The organism is Pontibacter aydingkolensis (genome assembly GCF_019443125.1).
GTDB classification, from domain to species: Bacteria; Bacteroidota; Bacteroidia; order Cytophagales; family Hymenobacteraceae; genus Pontibacter; species Pontibacter aydingkolensis.
In genome coordinates, this window is record NZ_JAHYXK010000016.1 from 89,845 (window position 1) to 105,018 (window position 15,174).

Below are 15,174 nucleotides of genomic sequence, written 5' to 3' on the forward strand. Positions count from 1 at the left end.
ATTGGGTGTAAGTCAAAAAAGGAAAGTATACCTTTTGTTTATACTTAGCTACTATATGCAATATACAGATTAAAAACTAATCAGGCGGTAGTATGCAGACCTAATTCAATGTGAGATACTCTTCTGCCAGCGCTATGTAATCTTTGGCTCCGTTAGATGATGCATCGTAGTCAAGTATGCTTTTACCAAATGATGGTGCTTCTGCCAGCTTTACGTTAAGCCGGATATGACTGTCAAATATTCTTTCTTCCACGTTATCTTTAAGGTATTGCAATACTTCTAAACTAAGCTTTCTGCGGATATCAAACATCACCACTACGATTCCCTTTATTTTAAGTTTAGAATTAAACGCTTTTTTTACTTTTGCAACTGTTTTGGTAATCTGATCAAGCCCCTGCAACGTCAGAACTTCCATCTGCAGTGGAATAAGAACTTCCTGTGCGGCAGTTAGTGCATTCAGTGTTAGTACGGAAAGCGACGGAGGGCAGTCAATGAGCACATAGTCAAAGTCTTTCGCCTCTGAAAGTATACTTTTAAGAAAGGATTCCCTGTTACTTTCACCCACCAGCGATATCTCAATATCAACAAGATCATTGGAGCCGGGCGCTATCCAGATGCCATCTTTTTCAATTAAAATATCATTCAGATTTTTTGTACCCAAAAATACATCTGCAAGTGTGCTGTCTGCATTAGGAATAGCAAGGGAGTAGGATAAATTGCTCTGAGGATCCAAGTCAATAAGTAAAACCTTCTTACCGCATTTATTTAGCGCACTACCAAGATTAATGGTAGTTGTAGTTTTTCCGGTGCCGCCCTTTTGGTTAATGACAGCTACAACAGTCGTTTTCATGGAGGTTTAAACTTAGCCGTTATAGTTTAGTGGCATGTATAAATATTCTTAAAGATAAGAAATTCTGATTTAACCTAAAATATAAGCCTTGCAAGTATAAACACTATATTATACTTGCTGTGCAGTATTATTTGATAATGTGCCAGTTGTAAAATGTATTTCCTCCCAACTTTTCAGGTCAATAGTTATACTTACAGCCTGTGCTGTATCCAGGTAGCCTACCATCTTGTCTGTAAGTTCGCGCACAAGCCGGGTTACACCAGGGTTATGTCCTACAAGCAAAACCGTACGGGCATTATCAGGCAAGGCTGCAAGGCATTTAAGCAACTCATACTCTTTAGCATTATACAGGTCAGGCAGGTAATCAACGCGCTCTTCTTCAAAGTATAGTTTGGCAGCAATTATACGAGTAGTTTGACTTGTCCTTTTGGCAGGGCTCGACAGTATTTTATCTACTTTAGCAAAATTCTCCCGTAGCCATACACCTGTATCTTTTACTTGTTGCGTACCGAAGGGCGTTAATTTACGTTCAAAATCTGGTTGCAGCGGATAAGGGTCTTCTGACTCGCCGTGTCTGCAAATGAGTATTTTACGTTGCATATAAAAGACAGATATGTTCGTATAGAGGCAAATGTGTTATAATAATACTAAAAAATAACCTGAAAATCTTCTGAGATTAAACCTATGTTATACGAGATAGGTTGTAATTGTTTGAAAAATTATTTGAACTTTGGGCAAATTTCGGCCAAACTTGCCTGTAACTAATAAGAATGATAAAAAATTTAGTAATTGTAGAGTCGCCAGCAAAGGCTAAAACGATTGAGGGCTATTTAGGGAAAGACTTCGTGGTGAAATCAAGTTTCGGACACGTGCGCGATTTACCTAAAGGCAACAACGCCATTGACATAGCCCATGGTTTTAAGCCTACCTATGTTGTATCAAGCGACAAAAGAGAAGTTGTATCACAGTTAAAGAAATTAGCAAAAGAAGCCGAAACAGTTTGGCTGGCATCGGACGATGACCGCGAAGGAGAAGCTATATCCTGGCATCTGACTGAGGCCCTGAATCTGAATGACCAGAAAACAAGAAGAATTGTTTTCAGAGAAATCACTAAGAACGCCATCATCAATGCCATCAGCTCGCCGCGAAGCATCGACATGGACCTGGTTAATGCACAGCAGGCACGCCGCATACTTGACCGTATTGTTGGTTTTGAGTTATCGCCTGTACTATGGAAAAAGATTAAGACAGGCCTATCAGCCGGACGTGTGCAGTCTGTAGCAGTGCGCCTTGTAGTGGAGCGTGAGCGTGAAATTGAGCGCTTTAATGCCGAGGCGTCTTTCAGGGTAACAGCACAGTTTGAAGTGCAGGGTAAAACATTAGAGGCTGAACTGCCTGCAAAATTCAAGTCTGAAGAAGAAGCCCAGGCATTTCTTCAAAAATGCATCGGGGCCGATTATACTATTGAAAACCTTGAGAAAAAGCCTTTAAAGCGCACACCTGCACCCCCATTTACCACCTCTACCCTACAGCAGGAAGCCAGCCGCAAGCTATACTTTTCGGTAGCACAAACCATGACCGTAGCGCAGCGCCTTTATGAGTCAGGTAAAATATCGTATATGCGTACCGACTCCTTAAACTTATCGGATGAAGCTATACAGGGAGCTACAAAAGAGATACAAAGCTCATTTGGTGAAAAATTTGTAAAGCAGCGTCGCTTTAAAACAAAATCTGCCTCGGCACAGGAAGCACACGAAGCCATCAGGCCAACTGACTTTTCTAAGATGGTTGCAAGCGACGATAGAAATGAGCAACGCTTATACGAACTTATCTGGAAAAGAGCTATTGCCTCGCAGATGGCAGACGCTGAAATCGAAAAAACAACAGCAACCATTGGTATCAGTACCCAGGCAGACCAGAAGCTTCAGGCTACCGGAGAGGTGATAAAGTTTGAAGGCTTCCTGAAAGTATACATTGAGTCGCGGGATGATGATGAAAGTGCTGATGAGGATGTAAAAGGAATGCTGCCCCCATTAAGTATAGGCCAGCAGGTAAACCTGCGGCAGATGCTGGCAACACAACGCTATACACGGCCAGCTGCACGCTACACAGAAGCAAGCCTTGTAAAGAAGCTGGAGGAAATGGGCATTGGACGACCATCCACCTACGCCCCTACCATCTCAACTATTCAGAAGCGCGGATACGTTGAAAAAGATAGCCGTGAAGGTAAAGAAAGACAGTATAAGGTATTTACTTTAAAGAATGACCAGATAAGCGGACAGCAAAAAATAGAAATCACCGGCGCCGAAAAAGCTAAGCTTTTCCCTACGGATACAGCTATGGTGGTAAATGATTTTTTGGTGGAGCACTTCCCAAATGTTATTGATTACTCATTTACTGCACGTGTAGAAGCAGAATTTGATGAGATTGCCCATGGCACCAAAGAATGGGAAACGATGCTGGAGCAGTTCTATGGTAAATTTCACCAACGTATCGAAAACAGTGAAAGCATATCCAGGGCTGATGTATCCGGGGCTCGTGAAGTTGGTACAGACCCTGCAACAGGTAAAGCCATACTTGCCAAGCTTGGAAGATTCGGACCATATGTACAATTAGGCGAAGAGAACCCTGACACTGGAGAGAAACCGCTATATGCCAGCTTACGCAAAGGCCAATTCTTAGAAACAATTACCCTCGAAGAAGCACTCGACTTATTTAAGCTGCCAAGAATTGTAGGTATGTTCGAAGAAAAGGAAATGACTGCGGCTGTAGGGCGATTTGGTCCTTACATCCGTCATGATGGTAAGTTTTACTCTTTGCCAAAAACAATAGATCCGCTCTATGTTACAGCCCAGGAAGCTGTAGATCTGATAGAAGCAAAACGTAAATCGGATGCCGAGAAAACTATCAAAACATTCGAAGAAAACCCGGATGTACAGGTGCTGAACGGTAGATACGGCCCTTACATAGTAGTTGGTAAAAAGAATGTAAAGATACCAAAAGGCAAAGAACCCGGCGAACTGACTTTACAGGAATGCCTGGATCTTGCTGAGGCTACTCCTGAGAAAAAAGGCCGTGGCGGTTTTAAGAAAAAAGAAGCAGCCCCTGTAGCAGGCAAAAAAACAACTACCAAAGCAAAAGCTGCTCCTAAAAAGAGTACTAAGGCTAAGCCAGCCGCTAAAAAATAGGTAATGTCAGGTATGGTTTTTATATAATGCCATACCTGACAACCAAAGCATTTATTTTACTGCATATTTTTTTAATAAGCACTTGTAGATAAAAAAACAGGTAGTATATTTGCACCACAATTAGACAGAACGGCCCGTTCGTCTAGGGGTTAGGACGCCAGATTTTCATTCTGGTAACAGGGGTTCGATTCCCCTACGGGCTACTACTATAAAAAAGCCGCTTCACATTAAATGGAGCGGCTTTTTTGGTTAGATATCTTCCCCTTTGGTTTCCTAAACCAATTTACTTTACTACAATCCTATTTATCGACTTATGTGGAGCAGTAACATAGGGAAAATGCTTCTTATACCTGTTAAGCCTGCTTTCCAAAAAGTGCAATGAAGCAGCGCTTATAGCCAACAAAGCAATAGTGTTTATACTCAGGCTCAATACGGGATCTAGTTCGTTAATCTCAAAGCGTTGGAGCAGCTTTTTCGTAAAGTAAGGTACAAAATTGTGGAAGAGGTACAGTCCATAGCTGATTTGTCCTACGTAAACCATGGGCCTAGAAGAAAGCAAACTACCGGCTTTACCTTTAAAGCCATGGGCTGCCCCTAAAGTTATGCTTACAAATAGACTAATTACAGCGAACTCTTTAACTACCATCCAGCCAAGCCCGTTTATAAATTTGCTTGTTGAAAAGTGCAGAACTACAAAGCCTGCCAAGCCCGCTACTCCCAAAGCTTTTACAGCTAAGCTGAGCCTATCCTGCCACAACTTATTCTCTTTCGAGGCGATAGCCTTCCCGTACAAGGCAAGCAGTGATCCGGCCCCTAAATAATGAAAGGAGCTTATCGGGAGAACGCCCAGCCTACTCTCTTCCACATTCAGTAAGAGACAAGTTAGCTTAAAAAATGGGGCAAGAAGTATAAATCCGGCAATAGTAATAGAGAGATAGCGCCTCGGAGTGTAAAGGATAACTAGCGGCCAAAGCAGGTAAAACTGTTCTTCCACAGCCAGCGACCACAAGTGTGAGGCCTCCCCTATCCAATGCCCCTCTTTAAAAATGGCAAAGTTGGTAAGGTAACCCAAGTGCCACCCCAGGTACCGTTGCACATTTACAGAGCCAAGTAGTGCGGCAAGGACAATCACAATATAGTAGAGCGGGAAAATTCGCAGAAACCTCCGAGCATAGAAGCTCTTGATGATTTGTGCTTTTCCTAAACCCAACCCTTCGGCTTTTGCACGGGCTTGCAGCAGTATGCCCGTAATCAAGTAGCCGCTCAAAATAAAAAATAACTGCACCCCCAGTCCTCCAAGCCCAGTTTGCTTCACCTCCGGTGTCCAGTGGAAAAGTACGACAACAATTACAGCAATAGCCCGAAGACCGTCCAGCTGCAACATGTAACCTGGTTCTGTATGCGTAGATTTCATAAATGATTACCTCAGATCGCTGCACTCACTAAAATTAGACGACACAGCCGGCAAAGGTACAAAAAGGAGGAAGCTAAGGTTCACTATTCAACAACCTAGTCACAAAGAATACTTAAGCACATTAAAAGTCTTATTATTTCCGTAGTTGAAACAGCAGGAGTCGATAACTTGTAAAACAATACCCAATATGAGTGATGTATTACTTCTTTTAGCCGGATTCGTGGCATTGATTTTTGGCGCCACGAAGTTAGTTGATGCAGCCTCCAGCCTTGCGTCGAGGCTCGGCGTGCCGAACATTGTGATAGGACTAACCATTGTAGCTTTCGGCACCTCAGCCCCCGAACTGGTTGTGAACGTTTTCGCAGCAATGAACAACAACACAGACATGATTCTTGGCAACGTACTGGGAAGCAACATCTTCAATGTGCTAGGCATACTTGGAGTTGCTTCTCTCATCTATCCCCTTACAGTGAAGTCTAATACAACGTGGCTTGAGATCCCGTTAAGTTTTTTGGCCGCGCTTTCTGTACTTGTTCTGGCAAATGATGTGTTTTTGGACGGAGTTGCAGCAGATGCCATATCACGTACAGACGGCATCATACTGCTTCTCTTTTTCTGTATCTTTCTGGTTTATAACATTTCCCTAGCTAAAGGAGGTTCGGGAGAGGATGAGACACCTACAATAAACTATACTTACCTGAAGGCGGCATTATACTTGCTGGCGGGGTTGGCAGGACTGATTATTGGAGGCAGGCTAATTGTTACAAGTGCTGTGAGCATCGCGCAGGCTTTTGGACTATCCGAGCGTGTTATCGGCCTGACAATTATCTCGATTGGCACCTCTTTACCAGAACTCGCCACATCCGTAATAGCAGTCAGAAAGCGCAACGTTGATATTGCAATAGGCAACGTGGTCGGATCAAACATCTTCAACATTTTTTTTATCCTTGGAATATCCACAGTTGTAACGCAGGTAACGGTAAAGCCTGAGTCAGGCATCGACATTATAGTTAACATAGGGGCCAGCCTGCTCTTGTTTATTTTTGTATTTACAGGCAAGGGAAGGCAGCTTGTTCGCTGGGAAGGAGGAGTTTTACTTGCTTTATATGTGGGTTACCTTCTTTTGCTTTTAGTTTAGCAAGGCTAAACACCTGTGGCGTCTATTAAACGCTATTAAAACTAGTGCAAGTCTAGTAACATACATACCAATTATATGTAAACAAAATATATTACCCTTCCTATTGCATTAGTCAGAACAACCTCATTCCTTTGCTGCAATGAAAAGTACAGGTATACAGATTTATAAAAAGCTAAACTTACTGCTGGCAGTCCTGCTATGCAGTATGCTGGCTTTTACCATACCTATTACCGTTAAAGCGGCACCAACTTCAGATACTGCTTATCAAGACAATGTAGATTATTCTGCAGAAAATCAGCTAGTGTTATTTGCTGGGGAAGTATGCTCCGGAGAGCCAGAAGCTGTGCTACAACTGGATAAATCACTACTGGCTCCAATCCTGCAGGTATTGCTGCAGCAGCTGTATCCTAACTTACAAAACGCTTCACCGGCTCCGCATTCTTACCCTGCATCTAAAGGTGATTGCGGTCTGCATACCATCCTGACCAAAGGTCCTTAGTAACACTTCTTTTTCAGCCCTTCTCCTACCCGAGAAGTTTAACGACCTGTGCCTCTCTGCATGGGTACGTCTGTTTTTATCTTCTTTTTCTTACCCTTTAAGGGACTACTTGTATGGAGCTATTGCAGCACCTCCTCGATTTTATTTTGCACATAGACCAGCACCTGATCGTACTGTTGCAAGAGTATAAGACATGGATCTATCTGATCCTGTTTTTAATTGTTTTCTGTGAGACTGGATTGGTCGTAACACCTTTTCTGCCTGGCGATTCCCTGCTGTTTGCGTTGGGAGCACTGGCAGCCATTCCATCGTCCGGATTGAATGTCTTACTGCTATTGGGCCTGCTTTGTGTGGCAGCCATACTTGGCGACTCCTTTAACTACCTGACAGGCATTAAGCTGGGCAGCAAAGTATACGACAAGAACTATTGGTTCCTGCGACAGAGCCACCTGCACCAGGCAGAGCTGTTTTACGACCGATATGGTGGTCGCACCATCATCTACGCCCGCTTTATACCTATTGTGCGCACTTTTGCGCCCTTTGTGGCTGGTATGGCCAAGATGAACTACAGGCGCTTTCTATATTTCAATGTAGCAGGGGCGCTGGTGTGGGTGATCTTTTTCATCATGATTGGTTACCTGTTTGGAAACCTGCCTGCCGTGAAGCAGAATTTCTCAATCCTGATAGTAGGAATAATTGTCGTTTCCATGCTGCCGCCTGTTTTCACATTGGTGAAGCAGCGGCTTAAACTGCGCAGTCAACTCAAAGCCACTGGTACAAAATAAAGCTACCGTTAAGCTGCATTTCAGAGGCAACTTTCCTTTTAACTTTTCATTAGATGAGTTTTCAATCTAAAGGCAATGCAATCTCCACGGCAGGGGTGCTCATTTCGCTGGGTATAATCTACGGCGACATCGGCACTTCTCCCCTGTACGTGATGAAAGCTATTATCGGGGATGCTCCTATCTCCGAGGTTCTGGTATATGGCGGCATTTCCTGCGTTTTCTGGACGCTTACCCTGCAAACCACCCTAAAGTACGTGCTGCTCACACTGCAGGCGGACAATAACGGCGAGGGAGGTATTTTTTCATTGTACACCCTGATCAGGCGCAAAGCAAATTGGTTGATTATACCTGCTATGGTTGGAGGGGCGGCGCTTTTGGCGGATGGTATTATTACGCCGCCCATATCTGTCTCCTCCGCTATAGAGGGTTTGCGTATCCTATACCCTGACATACCTACAGTACCAATTGTCCTAGCTATACTTACAGGCCTGTTCCTGATGCAAAGCTTTGGAACTGAGATAGTGGGAAAGGCTTTTGGTCCGATCATGCTGCTTTGGTTCACCATGCTGGGCTCATTGGGGGCTGTATCGGTGCTACATCACCCGGAGATCCTGCAGGCCCTAAACCCCTATTACGCTTACAACCTGCTGATAAACTACCCGAATGGCTTTTGGCTATTAGGAGCTGTGTTTCTATGCACCACAGGTGCCGAGGCGCTATACTCTGACCTGGGTCACTGCGGCCGCCCCAACATCCGCCTGAGTTGGTCCTTTGTAAAAATGAGCCTGCTGCTGAACTACCTGGGGCAGGGCGCCTGGCTCATGACGCAGGAGGGAAAACTGCTGACAGAGAATCCTTTTTATGGCCTTATGCCCGGCTGGTTTCTGCTCTTTGGCATTACTGTAGCTACTATTGCCGCCATCATTGCGAGTCAGGCGCTGGTATCCGGCTCTTTTACGCTTATCAGCGAAGCTATACGCCTGAACCTATGGCCAAAGGTAAAACTCGTGTACCCGACTAACGTGAAGGGACAGCTTTATGTGCCCAGCATTAACTGGCTGCTGTGGCTGGGCTGTGTGGGCGTCGTACTTTACTTCCGTGAGTCGGAGCATATGGAGGCGGCATATGGATTAGCCATTACCATGGCCATGCTATCTACCACTATCCTGATGACTTACTACCTCTATACCAAATGTAAGTCGAAGATACTAGTATCGGTGTTTTTAGGTATTTACCTGGCAATAGAGCTGGCATTCCTGGTGGCAAACCTGAGCAAATTTCCGCACGGAGGCTGGGTGTCGTTGCTGATCGGGGGACTACTGCTGACGGTCATGTACATCTGGATCAACGCCTATCACATCAAGCGCAGCTTAACTGATTATGTGCGCCTGGGCGACTACCTGCCGGCCCTGAAAGAGTTAAGCTCAGATGAGACCATCCCGAAGTATACCACGCACCTGGTGTTCATGACAAGCGCAGCCAATCCGAAAGAAGTTGACGCAAAGATCATCTATTCCATTTTTCAGAAGCGACCGAAACGGGCCGACATCTATTGGTTTATCCACGTGGAGACGACGGACGAGCCTTATACAACCGAGTACAAAGTGCGGCACATAGCTGACGACGATGTCATTCGCATAGACTTTAAGCTTGGCTTCCGGGTGGAGCAGCGCATTAACCTCTTCTTCCGGAAGGTGGTGGAGGAACTTGTGGAAAATGGCGAGGTAGACATCACCAGCCGCTATCACTCCCTGAGCAAACAGCACCTGATAGGCGACTTCCGATTTGTGGTGCTGGAGAAGTTCCTCTCCTACGAAAACGACCTGCCTTTCAGAAAGCGATTGATTATGGAGTGGTACTTCAACTTAAAGCAATTTGCCACATCAGAAAGCAAGTGGTTTGGGCTGGACAGCAGCTCGGTGAAGGTAGAGAAAGTGCCGCTGGTAATTATGCCGGCAAAACTGCCACAGTTAAAACGTGTAATGGCTTGAAAAAATATCTGACATGGCGCTAACTAAAGAAAGCCTTCAGGCGAAGTTCTCGACCCGCAGACTCATTCTGCCGATGCTGCTGGGCCTTGGCGTAGTAGGTTACATGCTGTACCAGAACTATGAGCCGGGTCAGCTGCAAATATTGATGCAAGCCAGTATTTTCTGGTTAGGCATGGCTTTGCTGATGCTCCTGGTGCGCGATTATGGCTATGTGCACCGTATCCGCTACATCACCGGAAAAGAGCTAAACTGGAAACAGAGCTTTCAGGTGATCATGCTGTGGGAGTTCGCCTCCTGTGCCCTACCCTCGGTGGTAGGTGGTTCTACCATAGCAGCCTATATACTGTTCAAGGAGGGGATAGCATTGGGTAAGTCTATTGCGCAGGTGATGGTAACGGCTATGCTCGATAACTTATACTTTGTGCTGGCAGTGCCAGTAATGCTGCTGTTTACTAAAGGACAAATACTGCCTGAACTGGAAGCGTTAAATGAAACCGTCAGGCAGAGTTTGGGCATTGCCTTTGTCGTTTCCTACCTGCTGATTGCCCTCTACGCCTTCACAATGTTCTACGCCCTCTTCATTAACCCGAAAGCGGTAAAAGGGCTTCTGATCAGGCTGGGGCAATTCAGACTGTTTAGCCGGTGGAGTCAGGCGCTTTTCCGCCATGCGAATGAGTTATTGATCGCCTCTAAGCACCTACGAACCCAAAGCACAAGTTACTGGCTGCACGCTTGCATCTCTACTGCCTTTGTCTGGACGGCCCGCTACGCCATCATTGGTTGCTTTATCGCGGCCTTTACGGAGCTAAGTATGGCAGATCACTTCATCGTGTTTGCACGCAACCTCGTCTACAAGATCGTGCTGCTGGTATCTGTCACGCCCGGCGGAACAGGTTTTGCGGAGATAGCTTTTCCGACATTTTTCGGAACGTTCCTGGGCAGTTTTACCACCATTATCGTGTTGCTTTACCGACTACTTACATACTACCTCTACCTCGTAGCTGGCGCCCTGGCTTTCCCCCGCTGGGTGGCCAGGGTATATACAGCAGAGGCTAGCGCAACAGCGCCTGGCACTGCCTTACAAACGAATTTAAAACCAAGTATACAGATGGCTGTAGGTCAGCCGCGATATGAGTAATTTTATTAAGAACCTGACACGCCGAAAAAGTGCCACGGCACTACTGGCAGACTATAAGCAGGATAGCAGCATCCACGGCACCGATCTGGTACGCTCCCTTCGACTGAAGGACCTGGTATCCTTTGGCATCGCCGCCATTATCGGGGCCGGGATTTTCAGTACCATCGGAAACGCCAGTGCAGCCGGAGGCCCTGGAGTATCGCTGTTGTTTATTTTCACAGCCATCGCATGTGGGTTTTCCGCTTTGTGCTATGCGCAGTTTGCCTCTACCATACCTGTGTCCGGCAGCGCTTACACATATGCCTATGCTTCTTTTGGGGAGCTGGTTGCCTGGATCATCGGTTGGGACTTACTGATGGAGTATGCCATCGGGAACATTGCTGTGGCCATCTCCTGGTCAGACTACTTTACGGCAGTACTTCAGGGCTTGGGGCTGGGAATTCCCGAATACCTGACTATGGACTACCTCAGCGCATCCCGCGGCTATCAGGCTGCACAAGGGCTACTGGCACAGGGGCAGGCATTATCTACCCTGCCGGGAAACGTGCAGGAAGCTTATCTGGCCTGGCTAAATGCTCCCTCCCTTGGTGGATTTAAGCTGGTTGCAGATTTACCGGCTCTGAGCATCACTGTGCTAATTACCTATCTAGTGTACATCGGCATCAAGGAATCAAAGCGCACGGCTAACTTTCTCGTACTCCTGAAGCTACTGGTAATTCTGCTGGTAATAACCGTGGGGGCGTTCTACGTGAGCACCGATAACTGGACACCATTTGCACCGAACGGACTAGCCGGTATCATGAAAGGCGTGTCAGCAGTGTTCTTTGCTTACATAGGATTTGATGCCATCTCTACCACCGCCGAAGAGTGCGAGAACCCGCAACGCGACCTGCCTCGTGCCATGATCTTTGCCCTTGTGATCTGTACTGTACTTTACGTAGTGCTGGCTCTGATACTAACAGGTATGGTACCATTCAATGAACTGGCTGTTGGTGATCCGCTGGCTTATGTTTTCTCCAGAGTAAACCTGGATGCAGTTGCAGGAATTGTTGCAGTGAGTGCCATCGTAGCGATGGCCAGTGTGCTGTTGGTATTCCAATACGGGCAGCCGCGTATCTGGATGACCATGAGCCGCGACGGACTGCTGCCGGGTGCCTTTTCCCGCATCCACCCGAAACACAAAACACCTTACTTCGCCACTATTGTTACCGGGATAGTTGTAGCCGTACCGGCCCTTTTTATGAACCTGACGGAAGTAACGGATCTGACAAGTATCGGAACACTTTTCGCCTTCGTGCTGGTATGTGGCGGCATCCTATTGCTGGAAGAAAAACAAAAAGCGGCTACAGCAGCGCACACAGGATTCCGGGTCCCTTACATCAACGGCAAGTATGTGCTGCCGCTTCTGATTCTAATAGCTCTGGTGCTCTTGTTCAGTTACAATGAGGCGGAAATGGCGGCTTTCTTTAGCGTGAGCGGCGGCTGGGAAAGCTTTCAGCATAAGATTCCCCTGATCGGATTCATCGGCGTAACGGTGATGCTTACGTCGCTTACCTATAAAAGAAGCCTTTCCCTCATCCCGGTGCTTGGACTCCTTACGAACCTGTACCTGATGACAGAGCTGGGCATTACGAACTGGAGCCGGTTTCTGGCATGGTTGGGACTGGGTCTGGTGATCTATTTTGCCTACGGCTACCGCAACAGCAAGCTGCACACCAAACCAACAGCTGTAGAAGCTTAAGCTGGCTTTCTCTTGAAAAACCAGAAGAAAATAGCACTTCCAGTCATCCTTCTTTTGTGGGCTGGATTGCTGTGTCTTTCTGGTTACTTAAAGGCGGATCAGGTGACTCTTGGCACCATTTACTCTCAGGGTACATCAGCTGAACAACTTTCAGCAGAGGAGCGGGCCTTCCCGGTAGCATGGTCGGAGCCTACAGCACCGCCACGTGCGACAACTCCTGTCGAATCTGCCTTGCTCCTGCTGCCTATGTGTAGCATGCAAGTTTATTTGATTCAGCAGCTACACCTAAAACCCATAAGAGCCATTTTTGGCTTATCTTCCCTCATAGAGCTGTTCCGCATACTGCCCAATGCCCCTTAGCCATTGTTTTCTTCTTTAGGCGGTGAAAAAGAATTAAGCTTTTCATATCAGCCTGCATACATAAGAATTTCTACAGTTTACCTCACAGGAAGTTGTAGCAATTCAACCTATCATATTAAACAATATCTAAAAGATGGCTAACAATATTTTTGCGACAAAGTCTGTCGATAAACTCATTAAAGAATCTGAGAGTGGAAAGCACGGCCTGAAACGCACGCTTACCGCCTCTCACCTGACTATGCTGGGCGTTGGTGCTATCATCGGGGCAGGTATTTTTGTGTTAACAGGTACGGCCGCTGCCAATGCTGCCGGTCCCGCCATCGTCATTTCCTTTTTGATTGCCGGCTTAGGCTGCTTGTTTGCCGGACTATGCTATGCTGAGTTCGCTTCCATGATTCCTGTTGCCGGTAGCGCCTATACTTACGGCTACGCAACGCTGGGTGAGTTCATCGCCTGGATCATTGGTTGGGATCTAGTGCTAGAGTACTTGTTTGGGGCGGCCACTGTGGCAGTAGGCTGGAGTGGTAATTTTGTGAGCCTGCTCAAATCGCTGGGTATCACAATACCCACTGCTATTGCCTCCGCACCACTTGCCTACAATGGGGCCTCTTTTGAGGCAACTGGTACAATCATTAACCTGCCCGCTATCATACTTATATTGGTAATGACAGCTTTGCTGGTAGTGGGTATTCAGGAGTCAGCTAAGTTTAACAACATCATAGTGGTGGTAAAAGTAGCTATTGTGCTATTAGTTATCGGCTTTGGCTTTCAATATGTAAATTCAGCTAACTGGGAGCCTTTTATTCCGGCTAAGGAGATTTTATCAGATGGAAGCAGCCGTTATGGCTGGCAGGGTGTTGTGGCCGGCGCCGCCATCGTGTTCTTTTCCTACATCGGATTTGACGCAGTAAGTACCGCCGCGCAGGAGGCGAAGAATCCACAACGCGACATGCCGATTGGTATGCTAGCCTCTCTGGGAGTATGTACACTGCTATACGTGTTGATGTCGCTTGTACTGACTGGTATTGTTCCCTATGAGTCCCTGAATGTACCTGACCCAGTTTTGCTAGCCTTACAGGTAGCCGGACCTGGTTTAAAGTGGCTTTATTTCCTGACCGGAGTGGGTGCAGTGGCTGGTTTGGCATCGGTAGTACTTGTAATGCTGATGGCTCAACCACGAATATTTTACTCCATGAGCCGGGATGGTCTGCTTCCGGGATTCTTCGGAAAGGTACACCCAAAATATAATACACCCTATGTGCCCACCATCATCACAGGCGTAGTAGCTGCTATCATAGCGGGTATATTCCCTATTGGCCTGCTGGGTGAGTTAGTGAGCATTGGTACGCTACTGGCATTCGTGATCGTTTGTGCAGGAATCATTGTGCTGCGCCGCACCAATCCAGATTTGAAACGTCCTTTTAAGACTCCTTTCGTACCGCTCGTGCCTATTCTTGGCATACTGATTTGTGGTTATATGATGGTGAACCTAGGCTTTGATACATGGATACGTTTGATCGCATGGATGGGAATTGGCGTGGTGATTTACTTCCTCTACGGTCGTAAACACAGTAAGCTAAGGAAACCATCAGAGGCACCTTCACCTGCAAAAGAACTGGTTAGTTAGCTTGTGTTGTAATGTGAGGTCCGTCGTTCATGGCGGCGGACTTTCATTCTTCCTGATTTAGCTACTTCTAACCATAACAAGGCTATGGACATATTGTACCTCCTCATTTTTCTGTCTTTCCTTACCATGCTTACATTTTACTATAGATACTTAGACAAGAAGAAGAAACAGTAAAACTAAATCAACTCATATTGCACATCTACATAACTTTATGAACACAGTTTCAACCTATAAAAAAACAGGTTGTGGTCTACAATGTATGATGATTTCGGTAATAGAATATTAGCTTCATAGCATCGTAGTGGTTTTGCTCTTTTTTAGAGAAGCAGGCCGTTTTCCTGACTATTCTCCTGTTTCTTGTTCTCAGGCACAGGTTCACGCCCTCTATGTTTTTAGTGTAGGCTTTGCCCACCAAATGTCTTTCCGGCGGCAGAACTTTTGTG

At 46.2% G+C, this 15,174-nt stretch carries 13 protein-coding genes and 1 tRNA gene; 9 read left to right on the top strand and 5 right to left on the bottom strand.

Annotation, left to right across the window (positions count from 1 at the left end; translation table 11 throughout):
- Window positions 1-100: 100 nt before the first annotated feature.
- Window positions 101-850: a ParA family protein gene (locus K0O23_RS16135; protein ID WP_219878483.1), complete on the bottom strand. Its 750-nt coding sequence runs from the start codon at window positions 848-850 to the stop codon at window positions 101-103.
- A 108-nt stretch (window positions 851-958) separates the two neighbouring features.
- Window positions 959-1,450: a SixA phosphatase family protein gene (locus tag K0O23_RS16140; protein WP_219878484.1), complete on the bottom strand. Its 492-nt coding sequence runs from the start codon at window positions 1,448-1,450 to the stop codon at window positions 959-961.
- Between the two features lie 170 nt (window positions 1,451-1,620).
- On the opposite strand from K0O23_RS16140, the gene topA reads away from it, so the two are divergent.
- Window positions 1,621-4,038: a type I DNA topoisomerase gene (gene topA, locus K0O23_RS16145; protein ID WP_219878485.1), complete on the top strand. Its 2,418-nt coding sequence runs from the start codon at window positions 1,621-1,623 to the stop codon at window positions 4,036-4,038.
- Between the two features lie 131 nt (window positions 4,039-4,169).
- Window positions 4,170-4,241 (top strand) — tRNA-Glu (locus K0O23_RS16150).
- An 80-nt stretch (window positions 4,242-4,321) separates the two neighbouring features.
- On the opposite strand, the gene K0O23_RS16155 is transcribed toward K0O23_RS16150, so the two are convergent.
- Complete coding sequence (locus K0O23_RS16155) at window positions 4,322-5,452, bottom strand: acyltransferase family protein (protein WP_219878486.1); 1,131 nt, start codon at window positions 5,450-5,452, stop codon at window positions 4,322-4,324.
- 187 nt (window positions 5,453-5,639) lie between these two features.
- On the opposite strand from K0O23_RS16155, the gene K0O23_RS16160 reads away from it, so the two are divergent.
- The 6 genes from K0O23_RS16160 (at window position 5,640) to K0O23_RS16185 (ending at window position 12,744) form a co-directional block, all read left to right on the top strand.
- A complete protein-coding gene (locus K0O23_RS16160; protein WP_219878487.1) occupies window positions 5,640-6,590 on the top strand; it encodes a calcium/sodium antiporter in 951 nt (316 codons plus the stop codon).
- A 139-nt stretch (window positions 6,591-6,729) separates the two neighbouring features.
- Window positions 6,730-7,089, top strand: coding sequence for a hypothetical protein (locus K0O23_RS16165; protein ID WP_219878488.1), 360 nt, complete (start codon window positions 6,730-6,732; stop codon window positions 7,087-7,089).
- Window positions 7,090-7,202: 113 nt separating this feature from the next.
- Window positions 7,203-7,874, top strand: coding sequence for a DedA family protein (locus tag K0O23_RS16170; RefSeq protein WP_219878489.1), 672 nt, complete (start codon window positions 7,203-7,205; stop codon window positions 7,872-7,874).
- Between the two features lie 53 nt (window positions 7,875-7,927).
- The gene (locus K0O23_RS16175) at window positions 7,928-9,865 is read left to right on the top strand and encodes a KUP/HAK/KT family potassium transporter (RefSeq protein ID WP_219878490.1); all 1,938 of its coding nucleotides are present in this window, start codon (window positions 7,928-7,930) and stop codon (window positions 9,863-9,865) included.
- Between the two features lie 13 nt (window positions 9,866-9,878).
- Window positions 9,879-11,003: a lysylphosphatidylglycerol synthase transmembrane domain-containing protein gene (locus K0O23_RS16180; RefSeq protein ID WP_219878491.1), complete on the top strand. Its 1,125-nt coding sequence runs from the start codon at window positions 9,879-9,881 to the stop codon at window positions 11,001-11,003.
- Entirely contained in the window at window positions 10,996-12,744 is a 1,749-nt protein-coding gene (locus K0O23_RS16185) for an amino acid permease (RefSeq protein ID WP_219878492.1), read from the top strand. Before K0O23_RS16180 ends, K0O23_RS16185 begins: the two co-directional genes overlap by 8 nt.
- 125 nt (window positions 12,745-12,869) lie before the next feature.
- On the opposite strand, the gene K0O23_RS20315 is transcribed toward K0O23_RS16185, so the two are convergent.
- Entirely contained in the window at window positions 12,870-13,001 is a 132-nt protein-coding gene (locus tag K0O23_RS20315) for a hypothetical protein (RefSeq protein ID WP_262902634.1), read from the bottom strand.
- 236 nt (window positions 13,002-13,237) lie between these two features.
- On the opposite strand from K0O23_RS20315, the gene K0O23_RS16190 reads away from it, so the two are divergent.
- Entirely contained in the window at window positions 13,238-14,731 is a 1,494-nt protein-coding gene (locus tag K0O23_RS16190) for an amino acid permease (protein WP_219878493.1), read from the top strand.
- Window positions 14,732-14,981: 250 nt separating this feature from the next.
- Here K0O23_RS16190 and K0O23_RS16195 read toward each other — a convergent pair.
- Window positions 14,982-15,174 (bottom strand): IS1 family transposase (locus tag K0O23_RS16195; RefSeq protein WP_219875749.1); only part of this gene is annotated, 193 nt, incomplete at its 5' end.

Bases quoted from the DNA above. Each gene is read 5' to 3' on its own strand.
- K0O23_RS16135 (WP_219878483.1), bottom strand. From the start codon at position 850: ATGAAAACGACTGTTGTAGCTGTCATTAACCAAAAGGGCGGCACCGGA.
- K0O23_RS16140 (WP_219878484.1), bottom strand. From the start codon at position 1,450: ATGCAACGTAAAATACTCATTTGCAGACACGGCGAGTCAGAAGACCCT.
- topA (WP_219878485.1), top strand. From the start codon at position 1,621: ATGATAAAAAATTTAGTAATTGTAGAGTCGCCAGCAAAGGCTAAAACG.
- K0O23_RS16155 (WP_219878486.1), bottom strand. From the start codon at position 5,452: ATGAAATCTACGCATACAGAACCAGGTTACATGTTGCAGCTGGACGGT.
- K0O23_RS16160 (WP_219878487.1), top strand. From the start codon at position 5,640: ATGAGTGATGTATTACTTCTTTTAGCCGGATTCGTGGCATTGATTTTT.
- K0O23_RS16165 (WP_219878488.1), top strand. From the start codon at position 6,730: ATGAAAAGTACAGGTATACAGATTTATAAAAAGCTAAACTTACTGCTG.
- K0O23_RS16170 (WP_219878489.1), top strand. From the start codon at position 7,203: ATGGAGCTATTGCAGCACCTCCTCGATTTTATTTTGCACATAGACCAG.
- K0O23_RS16175 (WP_219878490.1), top strand. From the start codon at position 7,928: ATGAGTTTTCAATCTAAAGGCAATGCAATCTCCACGGCAGGGGTGCTC.
- K0O23_RS16180 (WP_219878491.1), top strand. From the start codon at position 9,879: ATGGCGCTAACTAAAGAAAGCCTTCAGGCGAAGTTCTCGACCCGCAGA.
- K0O23_RS16185 (WP_219878492.1), top strand. From the start codon at position 10,996: ATGAGTAATTTTATTAAGAACCTGACACGCCGAAAAAGTGCCACGGCA.
- K0O23_RS20315 (WP_262902634.1), bottom strand. From the start codon at position 13,001: ATGCTACACATAGGCAGCAGGAGCAAGGCAGATTCGACAGGAGTTGTC.
- K0O23_RS16190 (WP_219878493.1), top strand. From the start codon at position 13,238: ATGGCTAACAATATTTTTGCGACAAAGTCTGTCGATAAACTCATTAAA.